At 43.2% G+C, this 14,731-nt stretch carries 17 protein-coding genes; 2 read left to right on the top strand and 15 right to left on the bottom strand.

All coding sequences use genetic code 11. The annotated features are described in order from the left end of the window. Positions 1 to 17: 17 nt before the first annotated feature. The 10 genes from PFZ69_RS12105 to PFZ69_RS12060 form a co-directional block, all read right to left on the bottom strand. Positions 18 to 755 carry an ABC transporter permease gene (locus PFZ69_RS12105; RefSeq protein WP_270181340.1) on the bottom strand — a complete coding sequence of 246 codons (738 nt, stop codon included), beginning with the start codon at positions 753 to 755 and terminating at the stop codon, positions 18 to 20. Between the two features lie 4 nt (positions 756 to 759). Next, entirely contained in the window at positions 760 to 1,752 is a 993-nt protein-coding gene (locus PFZ69_RS12100) for an ABC transporter ATP-binding protein (RefSeq protein WP_270181339.1), read from the bottom strand. Between the two features lie 16 nt (positions 1,753 to 1,768). Further along, a complete protein-coding gene (locus PFZ69_RS12095; protein ID WP_270181338.1) occupies positions 1,769 to 2,422 on the bottom strand; it encodes an ABC transporter permease in 654 nt (217 codons plus the stop codon). A 365-nt stretch (positions 2,423 to 2,787) separates the two neighbouring features. Beyond that, positions 2,788 to 3,642 carry an arylamine N-acetyltransferase gene (locus PFZ69_RS12090; RefSeq protein WP_270181337.1) on the bottom strand — a complete coding sequence of 285 codons (855 nt, stop codon included), beginning with the start codon at positions 3,640 to 3,642 and terminating at the stop codon, positions 2,788 to 2,790. Between the two features lie 94 nt (positions 3,643 to 3,736). Beyond that, entirely contained in the window at positions 3,737 to 4,540 is an 804-nt protein-coding gene (locus PFZ69_RS12085) for an MBL fold metallo-hydrolase (RefSeq protein WP_270181336.1), read from the bottom strand. A gap of 135 nt (positions 4,541 to 4,675) precedes the next feature. Continuing rightward, positions 4,676 to 5,122, bottom strand: a complete 447-nt coding sequence (locus PFZ69_RS12080; protein ID WP_270181335.1) for an LPXTG cell wall anchor domain-containing protein — start codon at positions 5,120 to 5,122, stop codon at positions 4,676 to 4,678. A gap of 199 nt (positions 5,123 to 5,321) precedes the next feature. Continuing rightward, positions 5,322 to 6,485 carry an iron-containing alcohol dehydrogenase gene (locus PFZ69_RS12075; protein WP_270181334.1) on the bottom strand — a complete coding sequence of 388 codons (1,164 nt, stop codon included), beginning with the start codon at positions 6,483 to 6,485 and terminating at the stop codon, positions 5,322 to 5,324. A 63-nt stretch (positions 6,486 to 6,548) separates the two neighbouring features. Continuing rightward, positions 6,549 to 7,508 (bottom strand): HAAS signaling domain-containing protein, encoded by a 960-nt coding sequence (locus tag PFZ69_RS12070; RefSeq protein ID WP_270181333.1) that lies wholly within the window; start codon positions 7,506 to 7,508, stop codon positions 6,549 to 6,551. Further along, the gene (locus PFZ69_RS12065) at positions 7,495 to 7,839 is read right to left on the bottom strand and encodes a PadR family transcriptional regulator (protein ID WP_270181332.1); all 345 of its coding nucleotides are present in this window, start codon (positions 7,837 to 7,839) and stop codon (positions 7,495 to 7,497) included. The genes PFZ69_RS12070 and PFZ69_RS12065 overlap by 14 nt, the downstream gene beginning before the upstream one ends. A 96-nt stretch (positions 7,840 to 7,935) precedes the next feature. Further along, positions 7,936 to 9,423, bottom strand: coding sequence for a DHA2 family efflux MFS transporter permease subunit (locus tag PFZ69_RS12060; protein WP_270181331.1), 1,488 nt, complete (start codon positions 9,421 to 9,423; stop codon positions 7,936 to 7,938). A gap of 187 nt (positions 9,424 to 9,610) precedes the next feature. Here PFZ69_RS12060 and PFZ69_RS12055 point away from each other — a divergent pair, with 187 nt between their 5' ends. After that, positions 9,611 to 10,498: a TetR/AcrR family transcriptional regulator gene (locus PFZ69_RS12055; protein WP_270181330.1), complete on the top strand. Its 888-nt coding sequence runs from the start codon at positions 9,611 to 9,613 to the stop codon at positions 10,496 to 10,498. 181 nt (positions 10,499 to 10,679) lie between these two features. Further along, positions 10,680 to 11,531 (top strand): STAS domain-containing protein, encoded by an 852-nt coding sequence (locus tag PFZ69_RS12050; protein ID WP_270181329.1) that lies wholly within the window; start codon positions 10,680 to 10,682, stop codon positions 11,529 to 11,531. A gap of 37 nt (positions 11,532 to 11,568) precedes the next feature. Here the strand turns inward: PFZ69_RS12050 and PFZ69_RS12045 are convergent, their stop codons facing one another. From PFZ69_RS12045 to PFZ69_RS12025, 5 genes are all read right to left on the bottom strand, one after another. Next, complete coding sequence (locus PFZ69_RS12045; RefSeq protein WP_270181328.1) at positions 11,569 to 12,045, bottom strand: hypothetical protein; 477 nt, start codon at positions 12,043 to 12,045, stop codon at positions 11,569 to 11,571. Continuing rightward, positions 12,042 to 12,830 (bottom strand): hypothetical protein, encoded by a 789-nt coding sequence (locus PFZ69_RS12040; RefSeq protein WP_270181327.1) that lies wholly within the window; start codon positions 12,828 to 12,830, stop codon positions 12,042 to 12,044. Before PFZ69_RS12040 ends, PFZ69_RS12045 begins: the two co-directional genes overlap by 4 nt. Positions 12,831 to 12,936: 106 nt before the next feature. Continuing rightward, positions 12,937 to 13,287 carry a DUF805 domain-containing protein gene (locus PFZ69_RS12035; RefSeq protein ID WP_270181326.1) on the bottom strand — a complete coding sequence of 117 codons (351 nt, stop codon included), beginning with the start codon at positions 13,285 to 13,287 and terminating at the stop codon, positions 12,937 to 12,939. An 88-nt stretch (positions 13,288 to 13,375) separates the two neighbouring features. Then, positions 13,376 to 13,858 (bottom strand): competence protein ComK, encoded by a 483-nt coding sequence (locus tag PFZ69_RS12030; RefSeq protein ID WP_270181325.1) that lies wholly within the window; start codon positions 13,856 to 13,858, stop codon positions 13,376 to 13,378. A gap of 376 nt (positions 13,859 to 14,234) precedes the next feature. Further along, a complete protein-coding gene (locus PFZ69_RS12025) occupies positions 14,235 to 14,729 on the bottom strand; it encodes an NUDIX hydrolase (protein ID WP_270181324.1) in 495 nt (164 codons plus the stop codon). Positions 14,730 to 14,731 lie beyond the last annotated feature (2 nt).

Genomic DNA, 14,731 nt, shown 5'->3' with positions numbered 1-14,731 from the left:
ACCTCCTGTCATTACCGTTACAATTCTTGCGGTGGACGAGACCCTTCTGGCACGATTCGTCGCTCGAGTAGACGCAGTAAGTAGTCAACAAAAATGGCGAGTAGCGTGACAGGGATCGCCCCTGATATTAAGTAGCCGTTATCGAAAAGTTGAATTCCAGTGAAGATCCAAACGCCAAGACCTCCGCCTCCAACAACATAGGCAAGGGCTGCCGTACCGATGTTCAATACGATCGCCGTTCGTACTCCAGCTAAAATCGAGTACGCCGCATTCGGAAGTTCGATTCTTAAAAGAATTTGAAGGGGCTTCATCCCCATCCCTCTCGCAGCGTCAATTAAATTCTCATCGATCGAGTCGATGCCAGCTACCGTATTTCGATACATCGGTAACAGTGAATAAACGAACAGGGCGAAAACCGCTGTCTGAAATCCGATACCAAGGATACTGATCATCAAAGCGAGTACAGCGAGACTCGGAATCGTCTGACCGAGGTTCACCGTATTCGAGACGATCCACTCAGCTCGTCGAAAGCTTTTCCTCGTAACAAGAATGCCAACAGGGATCGCTACGATCAAAGCGAGTCCAGAAGAGAGTAAGACAAGCTGCATATGCTGCTTCACAAGTAATAGAAACGTCGATGTTTCACTGAAAATATAGCCGAAATAATTGTTACTGATCGCGTAGAAAAAGAACAAAGCGACCAGTCCATAAACAGAATAGCGAACGATTTGACTAATAACCTTCTTCTTATTCATACCATCACCCTTTCTCTACCAGGGTCGGCTTCGCTTTGATTTCGAAGTGTAGATACTTCTGCACGATATCGATCGTGATCGCACCGAGCTTATTTCCTTCATCATCGACAACGATCACCTGATCGGCTTCCTGGTTTAATAGCATCGAGAGCGTATTACGAAGGTCATGGTTCACATTGATTGTGATCGTATCCGTGATGCCCTCATCAAACTCCGCAAGCCCGATGATGTCTTGCAGCTCACGGATGGTATGGAGGCTCAAGCTCTTGATCGCACGGTCCTTCCCAAAAAATTCTCGCACGAATTCACTCTTCGGTCGAACGAGCATTTCGGATGGCGTGTCGTACTGCATCAGCTCGCCTCCACGTAGTAGCACGATTTTATCAGCCATTCTGATCGCTTCATCGATATCATGACTAACGAAAAGAATCGTTTTCTTCACTTCTTTTTGAATCTGTAGAAATTCATCTTGAATCTTTTCACGAATGATCGGATCGAGCGCACCGAACGGTTCATCCATGAGCATAACGGGAGGATCTGCAGCGAGCGCACGGATGACGCCGATTCGCTGTTGCTGTCCACCAGAGAGTTCATGCGGGTAACGTTTACCGAACTTCTCACTATCCATGCTGATCATGTTCATTAACTTTTTGAATCGTTCTTTCTTATCCTTTTTGCTCCATCCTAGAAGATCTGGAACGATCATGACGTTTTCTTCGATCGTCATGTTGGGGAACAATCCGTTACTTTGAATCACGTACCCGATCTTTCTTCGTAATTCGATCGAATCTAGTGACATCGAATCTTCCCCATCGATCATGATCTTCCCATCAGATATCGATTCCAGACGGTTTACCATCCGGAGCAGCGTCGTTTTCCCACACCCAGATGGTCCGAGCAACACAACGATTTCTCCTTTTTCAACTGTAAAATCCACACCTTTAACAGCAGTGACGCCGCCATCGTATGTTTTCGTCGTTTTATCGAATGTTATCATCTCTGCACCTCACTCTTTAATTCGCAATGCTTTTTGGTGTGTACCTTTTTTGAATCCACATTAAGAATCCATCTGCGATCATTGCTAAAATCGCTACTGCAACAGACCCAGTTATGATTAAGTAATTATCTCCACGCGTGATTCCCTGCGTGATCAGAACGCCGAGACCCCCTGCACCGATATAAGCTGCGATTACACCGATACCAATATTGATCACGACTGCCGTTCGAATACCTGCCATTATGACAGGGAAAGCGTTCGGTATTTCGACGCGAAACAGCCTCTGAATCGGCTTCATCCCAAGCCCGATCGCTGCATCTCTCATCTCAGGATCTACGTTACGGATTGCGGTATATGTATTCCGTATAATGGGTAGCTGCGCGTATAACACTAGCGCAACGAAAGCTGGCACGAACCCAATACCAAGATTCACAATCGAAAAGATCGGAATCATGACGCCGAATAGCGCGATACTCGGGATCGTCAACATGACTGACGCAATCTGAAGAACCGTCTCGGCCAGATAATCATTCGTTGTTAAATAAATGCCAAGAGGAACTCCGATTAATAGTGCAACAAGGATCGCTGCTCCGACCAAGATGGCATGCTCTATCGTTAAATCAAAGATTCGCGGTGCATTAATCTCAAGAAACTTCAACCATTTATCCAATATAATCCCTCCTCAACCTTTAATTCCCTAAAATTACAACAGGTACCATGTTAACATAATAACTGTAATTCGTCTTCTTTCCCAAGAATATGCTCTTTAGAAAACGTAAAAAAGCACATTCCTTAGCTTGGAATGTGCTTTCCTAACCAACTTGTTAAACCCCTTAACAACACGATCAAAAGAGAAGCGGTTACTCTTCTTCACCCTCACTCATGTCCCACTTTTGTCCTGACTTCCCCATGTAATAAAGGAAGCCTGCAGATGATAGGATCGTTAAAAGGGCAATGATGAATCCCACCGCACTCCCTCCTTTCATGCAGTGTTCATCTTTAATTTTACCATATTCTGGGATTAACATAAACTTATTAAACTTTCGTCGCGTTCTCTCTATTAAATACATCGACTCCTAATTCACCCAGGACATCGATCGCTTCTTTTACAGGAAGGTTAGGGAGGTGAAACTCTTTCTCCATCACTTCCTTGACTTCTTCTCGCGTAGTTAACATTACTTCTTCCACGCGCTGGTCGTCATACTTGATCGACAGCTTGTTGTTGATGAGAGAAAGCGTCCGGTTTTGTTCTAACTGATAGTGGTGACAGCGTAAATGAGTAAGAAAGAAAGCACCTGGTTTATTGGACTGAGCAACCGTTTCAGTGAACTCTCCAAACTCCTTCCCTTCATCCGGCTTGAAGTCCCAGTCATCTTTCACAACCTTGCCATCTCGATAGCGTACGAAGCGATAAAAGCCTTCTTGGTTAGGGTCCGGAACAATTCTTATTTCCTCTATATCATATGCGGTGAGATTATCATGATCTTTCTCAAAGTTAACCGGCTTGAAAAAAGGAGAGGCAGAACCAAAATCTGCATACCACCTTTCTCCATCGAGCTCGATGATAATACCGATATGAGAAGACCCTAACTGTACGTGATAGCCTATGAATCCTAACTCTTTTAATAGAGTCAATGCATGAGAATTGTTTGTGTAACACGTGCCGCCATAATCGAACTGAAACATGTTTTCTACATATACGTCGATCGGCGGAATATGAAAGCCATTCTTCTCAAAATCTCTCAAATAAAGAAGCTTACTAATGTTTTCAAAGGGGACAGCGTTTAGATGTGCACGACACACTTTTTCAAGAAAAGATAATGTTGGCGGCTCCTGTTCGATCCCTAATCGTTCTAGATATCTCTGTGCCCAATACGGTAATGTCATCATGTTCCTCCTCTCTGTCTTCTATCTTATTTCAAAAAGACTCATCGTTCAGCCTTCTAAAGGAGGAAATTCACCTTAGACTTTGTATCTAGACGCTTCACTTTCCGAGCTCCCGCTTAGCGACCATTTTATTATCATCATGAACACCACTCATAAAATTGAAGAACGTAAACTTCTCCTTCATGTGTTCTCGTAATCCATCATCTTCATTTGGTAATTGTTGAAGGTAGTGCTTCGTAAAGTCGAGGCGGCTCTCCATTTCACGCTTCTCTTCCGTTGTTCGACCGTGTCCTGGCACATGCAGCTTGATATCGTATCGAGAAAAAATCGTCTCAGCTTTCTCGATCGTCCGAACATAATCGAGATAGCTGCCTGTTATGAAAGGAAATTCGACGTCTGATAAGTAATCACCCGACAGAAAGATGCCGTACGGTTCGACGACGGTGAAAATCCCATCGTCTGTGTGTCCCGGTGCTTTGTAAAACGTTAACGTGACGTCTCCCACTTCAAGCTTCTGTTCATCATGTGTTACGACCACATCGACTTCAGGATAAACATGCTCATACGAGCGTTCTAAATAACGCGCTTCATCAAACTCTCGGTTTTCTTGAACGATTTTCTCTTTATCTGGATACGTAGCGAACGCTTCAGAAGCGATAACGACCGCATTAGGAAAGGCACCCGCTCCAATGATATGGTCATAGTCGTTATGTGTGTAGATGATATAAAGCTGCTTGCTGCCGAGAATACTTTCAACGTATTTCTTAATCCCCTCTACCTCGACCGGCAGCCAGTTCGGATCCGTCATGATCACGGCATCATCTGTCTCGATCACTGCTGAGGTCGTCATATATAACGAACTTTGAAACACGGTTACATTCTTCTTCTGGAATTGAATCATACCTTCACGCTCCTATAACTAACATTTCTCTTTCTTATTCCACATTCCCTTCGACAAAAAACGGGTGGTACCTGTGACGGATCCCACAAAAAAAGACAGGCGCTAGCCTGTCTTTGATTTGGGATGATTTACACTTTATTCATGAGCTTTACGTTTAACAAAAAGTAATGCACCAATCGCGATAATGAGCATTCCTAAAAGCATAAAGGCAGGGTAGTTCGTAGCAGTGTCTGGCATTGCATCACCTTGTTCTTCAGAGTCACTTGCTTCTGTTGTATCATCCGTTACTGAATCGTCTGAAGCTTCATCAGAAGATTCCTCTGACGTTGCGTCGTCAGATCCATTTACCGGTGTGCCAGCGACGTATGTACTGTCATAGCCACTTAAACTTTCGCACACAATGCCGTCATCATCTCGATCTAAGTCATGTGGATCGTTTGCTGGGTCATTGTTGTTAAAAAATGTTTGGGCTTCTTGCCATGTGCTAAAATCTCCACAATCTTTGTCAGTTTCTGCAAAACCAATGTTAGCAAAACCAAACACCATCAAAAGCGTAACGACTGTAGATACTACCTTCTTCATAAAACTCCTCCTTGTTCAGAATTTTCTAAATCATCCCACCGCCATACTACCACCCATAAATTGGAAAGTCACACGATAGGGCTTAATTTCCATAAAAATGGTAAGAAGTATCTACGTCATGAACGTGCAGAATCTAACCGAATAAAAATGAGCCACACTCTGAATCTTAGTAGATTAGGGTGTGGCTCAAAGCTATTCATTACTTCGAACGATTCAATATATCCATTACACTTTCACCATCAAGCTCTTTATACGTCCCTACCCCTGGCTTGATGAACGTCTTTTCTACGATCGTTTCGAACTCACTGTCATCGATGTCATAATCACGCAACGTGCTCGGTGCTCCGATCGAGTTCCAGAACGCTCGAAGTTTGCGCGCCCCTTCACGTGCAACCTCTTCATCGCTCTTGCCTGATGGATCTACATCCAACACGTTAACCGCAAGCTGCTTCACACGAGATGGGTCTTCTTCAAGCACATGTTCGAGCCAGTTTGGGAATAGGATCGCAAGTCCTCCACCGTGCGGGATATCGTACACAGCTGAAATCGCATGCTCGATGCGGTGTGTCGCCCAGTCCCCACCGTCAGTACCGTTCATCAGCGTACCATTAAATGCTGTCGTACTGATGTACATCATCGTTTCTCGATGCTCATACGAGTGAAGGTCGTTTACGAGCTTCGGCCCAGTTTCGATCGCAGTACGTAATAGAGATTCGATGAACCCATCGATCATCGGCGTGTTCTCCGTTCGATGGAAGTAGTGCTCGAGTGCATGAGACATGCTGTCGACAATACCGTACACCGTCTGATTTTCTGGTACTGAGAATGTATTCTCCGGGTCTAGAATCGAAAACGTAGGATAAACATGCACAGATCCCCAGCCGAGCTTATCTTTCGTTTCCCAGTTGGTGATTACTGATACGGAGTTCATTTCTGAACCTGTAGCGGCTAGCGTAAGTACCGTTCCGATTGGTAGTGCATCCTCAATCGGCGCTTTTTGCGTGATGAGCTCCCACACATCTCCATCATACTTCGCACCGATTGCGATTGCCTTCGTACAGTCGATCACGCTACCTCCACCTACTGCTAAAAGAAAATCGATTCCTTCATTTTTACAGATCTCGACCCCTTTACGAACTGTGGTTAACCGCGGGTTTGGCTCTACGCCTGATAGCTCATGAATCTCTGCACCTACAGAATAGAGCTGCTCCATCACTTTATCGTAAACACCGTTTTTCTTAATGCTTCCGCCTCCGTATACGACGAGCACGTTCGATTGCTTTTTGATTTCAGATGATAGCTGCTCCATCTGACCTTTACCAAAATAAAGCTTTGTTGGATTGTATTGTAGAAATGTATTCATTGTTGCACCTCAGTTTTAAGTTTGATTACGTTAGTTAGTTTATCATATAGAAACAGAAAGGAGTCAGGCACGTGCCTGCCCCCCTCTTTTGAATCCTTTCCAAGCTTCGTATGCGTTGATCCCAACCACCACAATCGCAGTGATGGTAAGAGTACGTTCTAGATAACTTTCCGGTAATGGAAAATAAGTTGCGATCTTGGAATGAATAATGTTGTTATTAAAAATGATCAAGAGGAAGACGGTTGTCGAAAAGGCAAGTTGAAGCGTATTTAGAATCGCCATTCGCTTCGTCCAAACCCCAGCCACTAGCTTATACGCTGCGAGGAGAACCTCACCGATCAAAGCAGCCACGACAAGCGGCCAATAAGACAGGAGCACGTCGTTATTGAATAGAGGTGCTACCATTTCTCCATCTTGAATCACACCCATAAGATTCGAAGCGTTGAAATAAAGTGCCGCAAGTACAGCCATCCAAAAAAGATCCCAAAAGATCTCCATCTTCTTAACAGCTTTCTCAGTTAAATAACTCGGTGATTTTTTCAAGTCGTCAGGTGACCATTTCTTTATCGTTTCTTTTTTATGCTCTGTTCTTTCGAAAATCACAAACCCAAGCGTCACCCAAAAGAGGACCTGGAGCGTAACATCAAAGAAGACAGCGAACGCATTTCCTATCGCCATCCAGAAGATTTCGATGACCGAAATGACTCCGGAATGCTCAATGAAATCCACGGTTAATAACGACAGAAAGGAGATGAGGAGGACGATTGGCAGAAGAATTTTCAATAGCGAAACGTACGACTCAAAATACTTCGGCCCAATAAGATGCATGGGCCAATTTTTATAACCGTTCGCCAACATAAACGGACTTCCAAGTTCACGTAATGCAGCCTTCTCCTCTTCTTCACTGTAATCTTCAGGCAGCGTATCATAGATCGTTGACCTTAGTTCTAGGGCGATATCTTCCCGCTCCTTTTCTGGCAGCCTTCTCGTCACTTCTCCAATATACGCTTCAATCAACTTCACGCGATTCGTCTCCTTTCAGAAGGGAGTGAAGTTCCGCAGAAGTCTTCTCCCACTCTTCCTTTAATTGTCCATAAATTTCTGTTCCAAATTCACTCAGTACATAATACTTTCTTGGTCTCTTCTCCGTCGTATCCCAACTGCTCGTGACAAGCTCTTGCTTTTCTAGCCTTCGTAGAAGTGGATATAACGTGCTTTGTTCGATCGTGACCCCTGACTTTTCAAGAGACTGAACGAGTGAATACCCATACTGCGGAGATCTCAACTGACTGAGCACAGCAAGGGTTAATGTCCCCCTTCTAAGCTCGGTTACTAAAGAATTCAACAACGTCATACCATCACTGCTTTCTATTACTGTATGTCGTACACTATCTATACTATGTATCATACAGTAATGTGTGAGAAACAGCAATAGAAAATAAAGAAAGGATCAGGCACGCGCCTGACCCCTTACGATGATCGTTTCGTCTGATTGTTTGTCTGATTGCTCTTCGACTCTTCCTGGTCTCCTAATGAAGAATGCTAGCAGCAGTGCGACACCCGCTATAAATGTTGCGACGAAGAAAGCAAAGTTAATGCCTTCAAGCATCGCTTTCATCATGATCTGCTGCTCACTCACTCCCGAAACAGCTAGCTCAGAAGCTGTTGATTCGGTTCGAGTCGACATCACCGTAACGAGCAGTGCCGTACCGATCGCACCAGAAACCTGATTCAACGTGTTGTTCATCGCTGTGCCGTGCGGATAGAACTTCGCTGGCAGCTGATTCAGCCCATTCGTTGAGACAGGCATCATCACCATCGACATTCCAAACATTCGTACGGCATGAAGAATCATTAAATACGTGTAGGTCGTTTCGAACGATAGCGTGCTAAATAAGTAAGTAGTCGCTACCGTAATCGTTAGACCGGTCATCGCCAGGATGCGACCACCGTATTTATCAAAAAGTTTACCGGTTATCGGTGACATGAGTGCCATCACGAGCGCACCTGGTAACATCATGAGTCCAGCATCAAACGGCGAGATCCCACGAATGGTCTGAACATAAATCGGCAATAGCAGCATGCCGGAAAACAGTGCCATATTGATCACCATCGTAATCGAAGACGATAAGGCGAACATTGGATATTTAAAAATTGTAAAGTTCAGCATCGGTCGTTCTAGTTTCGACTGTCTGACGATAAAGGTAACGAGTGAAATGACGCCTACTGCAAGTGTTACCGTCACGTGCGGGCTTTCCCACCCTTTGCTGCCTGCAGAACTGAATCCATAAAGGATGCCTCCGAAACCTGCACTCGATAGAACGAGTGACAGAAGATCGAGCTTTAACGTTACTTTCTCTTTTTTATCCTTTAATAAGAAGAAACCTAGCAGTAACACACTGATTGCGATCGGAGTGACGAAGTGAAACAGCATTCTCCAGTCGTAATGTTCGATGATCCACCCTGATAGGGTTGGGCCGATTGCTGGTGCTGCCATCAAGATTAAGCCGAAAACCCCCATCGCTGCGCCGCGCTTTTCGATCGGAAAGCTAACGAGCATTACGTTCATCAGTAGCGGCATCATGATTGCTGATCCTGACGCTTGCAGCATTCTACCTCCTAACAGAACAGGAAATACATCTGCCATCCCAGCAATAATCGTTCCGATTGAGAACAATCCCATCGCTACTAGAAACAAGCGTCGTACAGAAAATTTTTCAATTAAAAAAGCTGTGGCAGGAATCAGGATTCCATTCACGAGCATAAATCCAGTCGTCAGCCACTGAACGGTAGCTGTACCGATTTGTAAATCCGCCATAATGGACGGAAGCGCGATATTCAAAAGTGTATTATTTAAAAATGCAATGAACGCTCCGACGATGAGTACAGCAAGAACGCCATACTGTGGACGAGGTGTTTCATTAACTGCTGCATTCATGTTGATCCTCTCCTATACTACCAGTTCATTTTTTATACTATAAGTTCACTACGACTATTTTATACCATCGGTTCATTTTAATCAATACCTTTGTATCTCCTTCTACATAGGCATTTGTTCTTTATCAGAAAATGATGTATTATCAAATTTATACAGGTAGTACATTAATACACAGGGTGATGATACAGTGAACGATCGAAAACAACAGGTAATCATTAAATCTCATGAACTTTTCATCGACAGAGGCTTTCACGCAACGTCGATTCAAGATATTCTCGACTATACAGGTATTTCAAAAGGAACGTTTTATAACTACTTTTCATCAAAGAACGAGCTTTTGATCGCACTCTTCAAAACGTTATTGAATGAAATGGAGGCAAAGCGCGATCGCTTATTAACTGGAAAAGATTCTGCAAATATCGAAGTTTTTAAGAAGCAGATCGAAACACAAATGAACACGAATCGAAAGAACCGCCTTCTCACGCTTTTTGAAGAAGTTGTTCTATCACCAGATGAAGAGATTAAAGAGTACATCAAGGAAAGTCAGGCGAGGATGCTGCAGTGGGTTTATCATCGTTTTGAGGATTTGTTCAGCGTGGATGCTAAACCTTACTTACTCGATTGTGCGATTATGTTCCTAGGCATTCTTCATCACAACACAAAATATTACGCGCGTACCCACGGTTCTACCGTGAACATTCAGCTCGTCGTGAACTACACGGTCAACCGAATTGAGAGAATCGTGAAAGAAGTAACTGAGAGCGGTGAACAATTGATCGAACCAGATGATCTCAAAAACTGGCTTCCTGATGCAGAGCTTAAAGACCAATCTCGGAAAGAGTTACTGAACGACGCGATCCTATGTATAAAGAAGAAACTAAAATCTTCAAATGATTATTCTAAATACAATGAGCTTCTTGAATTTATTAGAGACGAATTCACGCAGTCGAAAGACCCTCGTCATCACTTGATGAAGAGCGCCCTCACAACACTTCAATCTTCTATTCCCTCCTCTGTTTCTCGCGACCTTGAGAAAGTAGAAAAGATTATTATAGGGAGCCAGGCACGCGCCTAACTCCCTTTTACTATTTAATGTTTGCACTTCTCCATTTTCTTCAGTAACATGAGAAGGAATGATGCAATCTTTTGACGAATGCACGCTCATTTTGTCTTCTATTGAATGATATACCACTGTACATCTAGACCTAAGGTTAAATCAGATACGAGATCGAGAAGGTTTGAGAGGAGAAAATGATATGCAACGGAATATAGAGCTCCATGATTTTCTGTTAAGTAAAGCAGAGCAGCTAAACGAAGAATGGTACCAATCACTTGATAAATCAGATCCAGAGGGCGTTTACTCATCAAATGATCCGAAGGTGATCGAGAACCTTAAAGCTCAGAACATGGCGTTTCATCACCATCTTTGCAAAATATTTGTGATGGAAAAAGAACAGTTTTTCAAAGAATTTGATGAATGGATCATGGAGATTGCTACGGATGCAGAGCACATTAAAACCCCTACCCATTTGATTATGAGGGAGTTTTTAAGGGTTCGTGAGCAGTACCTTACGTACATACAAGAATTTATCAACCAGCAAGACTACCCGATTCCACAAGAAAAGATCGATCTTTGGAAAACGGTGATCTATGACTCGTTTGATATCGTCATGATGCGTGTGTTTGAAGGAAAGGCGGAGCATCTCAACAAGAGAATTGAAGAGCAGCAGAAAACGATCAACGACTTAAGTTCCCCGCTCATCTCTTTACAAAAGGGACAGGCACTCCTTCCGATCATCGGCGACATCGACGATGAACGTGCTTCAGCCATCATCGATAACACGCTGACAGGCTGTATTGAAAAAGGCGTCAATCATTTGTTCTTAGATCTGTCAGGCGTCTACATGGTCGACACGATGGTCGCTCAACAAATCTTCCAATTGCTCACAGGTCTCAAGCTCATCGGTGTATCAACTACACTTTCAGGTATTCGCCCTGAGATCGCTCAAACCGCCGTACAGCTCGGTATCGACTTCGGATCAGTGAACATCACATCGAACCTTGCTCAGGCAATGACAAATAGTACAGACATGGAAAATGAAGAATAATATTAGGCTGTAGAGAACATCTCTACAGCCTTTCTTGTTACGTTCCACTTTCAACTTTTGCTAGTCCCATCGCAAAATGTTCCCATAAGATCTTCTCTACCTTTTCACTAATGGATGCCTCACACTCTACGATCAAAATCAAATCCGCTTGTTTTCGCCTCACTCTTTTCTGCCCCTTCTCTGTTTGCCAAAAGATGATTAACCTGATGATAACGCCTAATACGAAACCTGCCCCCGCTCCGATCAGTCCCCAATAGATCGGTCCCCATGCTAACTCAAATCCGATACTTGCAGTAATGACGGAAAATGCAGTAGCTAACGGCAAGCCAATGTCGATAAGGGATATACCATCAGAGCTGTGAAGTGTATCAAAAAGCTTTTTCGTTTCTGCTCGTTTGTCAAGCGGCACTGCGTATATTTTTTCACGTGGGATGCCCTGCTTTTCAAGGTTTGAGATTGCAATTTCAAGATAGGAATGATTCTCGAACGTGGAGAATAGTTGTACACGCTTCATGACATCTTCGTTCCTTTCTTAATAATGAAACTTGGAGACTGATACGTCTTTAGGAGATATCTTCTTTGTTCTTTTTTATAAAGCTTATTATTTTCTACAGTATTTATATATGCATCGAAAATCGCAAAGCCATAAAGAGAAGGAAGCATCAACAGCCAATCAGGCTTTATTACTGAAGTCGCTTTACTCGTTTCACCTAAGAAAAGCAAGGAAATAGCCTCAAGAGCTTGTGAAAAGTAGAAGAACGTTACCCCCCATACAACAATAAAAAAGGCTGTGAAAATGCGGTGTATATACAATTGCCCTAGGCCCGGCATTAAGAAAGACCATAATGCAGCCATGAATGGACTCCGTTTATCCAAATAGTTCACCTCAAACGCACCCATACTAAATGTATTGATTCGATGATCCTCCATATCAGCTAAAATATACACTTTATTCATATCTACGGTCGTTCGGTAAGTATCCCATATCGCAAAAAGGTAGACTGGTATGTAGATAAGTAACCACCTTGTATCCAATACTTCCTTTGCCTGCTGTATTTCACCTTGAAATGAATAAATCATAGCAGTATTGACATGAGCATTCATATTTACGATGACTTCCCAAGCAAATAACATGAACCCTCGTATATACTTTGAAAGCAGCAAATGACCAAATCCGGGAAACGCTGCTGACCACCATGCCATTACATACGGATTCCGCAAATGAAGTTGAGTGGTTCCCCACGTACTTACATGTGCCCTATAGCGCCTTGCTGTATTGTCGTTCGAATAACTGTCCATGTTTTAAACACCTTCTATTTATCAGTCATTCTTTATTTTACTTATATTAGAAAATACTATCCATTTCATAAAAAAACCGCCAGTACCGAAGCACTGGCAGTTTTCATTAAATCTCAGCAAGTTTAGGACTTGAACCGTACTTGTTTTCATCCTCACTATCGAGTACTAGGAAAACGATCAAAATGATCGAACCAATGATCGGGATGAGTGAAATCAGTACCCACCAACCACTTTTACCGGTATCATGCAAGCGTCTAACGGTGACGGCTAACGATGGCAGGAAAACGGCGAGTGTATAGATAGAAGTGAGCGCAACCCCCATATCCGCTGCAGTTTGAATCCATGAAAGAAGAACACAAATGATGACGTGAACAAGAAAAAACATCCAATACTCTTTCCGTCGAGCTCTTCCTTTAAAATTCACATAATCCTTTAGCACCTTCAAATACCAGCTCATCGCGATTCCTCCTCTGTCTCACATTGATGATTTGCAAGCTACAACTAAATGTATATTCGGACAGAGAGGAATGTACGACTTTTTTGTGCTAACAATAGACCGGATTATTTGAGTAGTGACTGATACACCGTCCCATCCTTTCCATTTGTTTCTGAAGCCTCGAAAGCGATACGGGGACTTCTAGCTTTAAACCACTATGAAAATGGACCATCGACGAATTCTTAGTTAGTGATGTCATGTTCCTCACATGGTGATAGAAGATCCAGGAACACTCAAGATTATCAGGGGATTCAGTAGGAAAGGCGCATATTCCGTTTGAGGTAGAGATGACGATTGGTGTTTGGTGCTCATATTTCAGATGATACACCATCGCTTTTCGTCGTCCTTCATATGTAGATCCCCCTTCAAGGCAAGCATCTCGAATCAAATCGATCTGAGTTCGTTTCGATAAATAAACGCCTGATCGATCGTAGATTCTCGTTTCGTTCACAAGTTCTTTTGCCGGTAGCAACGCTTCCGTTGTACGGCTGATTTCGTACTCTAAAACCATTTCTTCGCATAAAATTGTCATTCTCTTTTTATCCCCTTCAGTATATTGTTCAGGAACACCCATTTCAGTTCCACTTATGGTTAAGAAGCGGTATACTTATGAAAGTTGGTTTCTTAAACCAGCTACGCCTCTGAATGTACTCTTACCAGGAACTGCATTCAGAGGTCTCTTATGTACCAGTCCATCCTCCTATCGACATCAAAAATTGCACACTTCAAAACCCTCATGCGAACACGAGGACTGCCAACTCCTTTTTCAATTTCTGGAATATTTTCACACCTCCTAATCCGATTATAATGAACTATCTGAAATTTAGGAATACTTTTTAGGTAGATTTTACCTATTTTATTTTCAGTGTAAAATAAAACAGCTGATAACCGTTCAAAGGTTACCAGCATTAAGACTTTCTCTCGATTTCATGAATGATCTCTTGGTACACGGCATTCCATTTCGGATAGTAGGCACTTACTTTTTCCGGGGAGATGAAGCGCCTTTCACTTGATTCATACTCACCGCCAAAAGGATGAACGTCCGTGATTTCCATGCTGTAGAACACTTGATAACCTACTTTAGGATAGCGGCTCGACTCATTCCACTGTTCATTTTCACTGTGATCGACGACGATAGAGCCGAGTAGCGTACAGTTTCCAGACACATACCCCTCTTCAAAAGCTTCTCGTCGAAAACATGTCTCAGCTGTTTCTCCCTCTTCAATGTGCCCGCCCGGGAAATCCCATCCTCTATCATTCAGATTCACAAGAAGAAGCTCACCATCCTTAAAACAAAAGCCGTGTACGCTCGTAATGAGCTCACGTTCGGGAAGCTCACTGCCCGGTCTCCACGTTAACGTTAGACGTGACTTCCCCCATGTTACGACCGTAGATGTTAACACCT

Origin of the sequence: Alkalihalobacillus sp. CinArs1, from assembly GCF_947387515.1 — a bacterium.
In the GTDB taxonomy this organism is placed as follows: Bacteria; Bacillota; Bacilli; order Bacillales; family Guptibacillaceae; genus Guptibacillus.
The sequence above is the reverse complement of the archived record's forward strand: the minus strand, read 5'-3'. Positions and strand labels throughout refer to the sequence as shown.

Bases quoted from the DNA above. Each gene is read 5' to 3' on its own strand.
- PFZ69_RS12105 (WP_270181340.1), bottom strand. From the start codon at position 755: ATGAATAAGAAGAAGGTTATTAGTCAAATCGTTCGCTATTCTGTTTAT.
- PFZ69_RS12100 (WP_270181339.1), bottom strand. From the start codon at position 1,752: ATGATAACATTCGATAAAACGACGAAAACATACGATGGCGGCGTCACT.
- PFZ69_RS12090 (WP_270181337.1), bottom strand. From the start codon at position 3,642: ATGATGACATTACCGTATTGGGCACAGAGATATCTAGAACGATTAGGG.
- PFZ69_RS12085 (WP_270181336.1), bottom strand. From the start codon at position 4,540: ATGATTCAATTCCAGAAGAAGAATGTAACCGTGTTTCAAAGTTCGTTA.
- PFZ69_RS12080 (WP_270181335.1), bottom strand. From the start codon at position 5,122: ATGAAGAAGGTAGTATCTACAGTCGTTACGCTTTTGATGGTGTTTGGT.
- PFZ69_RS12075 (WP_270181334.1), bottom strand. From the start codon at position 6,485: ATGAATACATTTCTACAATACAATCCAACAAAGCTTTATTTTGGTAAA.
- PFZ69_RS12065 (WP_270181332.1), bottom strand. From the start codon at position 7,839: ATGACGTTGTTGAATTCTTTAGTAACCGAGCTTAGAAGGGGGACATTA.
- PFZ69_RS12060 (WP_270181331.1), bottom strand. From the start codon at position 9,423: ATGAATGCAGCAGTTAATGAAACACCTCGTCCACAGTATGGCGTTCTT.
- PFZ69_RS12050 (WP_270181329.1), top strand. From the start codon at position 10,680: ATGCAACGGAATATAGAGCTCCATGATTTTCTGTTAAGTAAAGCAGAG.
- PFZ69_RS12045 (WP_270181328.1), bottom strand. From the start codon at position 12,045: ATGAAGCGTGTACAACTATTCTCCACGTTCGAGAATCATTCCTATCTT.
- PFZ69_RS12040 (WP_270181327.1), bottom strand. From the start codon at position 12,830: ATGGACAGTTATTCGAACGACAATACAGCAAGGCGCTATAGGGCACAT.
- PFZ69_RS12035 (WP_270181326.1), bottom strand. From the start codon at position 13,287: ATGAGCTGGTATTTGAAGGTGCTAAAGGATTATGTGAATTTTAAAGGA.
- PFZ69_RS12030 (WP_270181325.1), bottom strand. From the start codon at position 13,858: ATGACAATTTTATGCGAAGAAATGGTTTTAGAGTACGAAATCAGCCGT.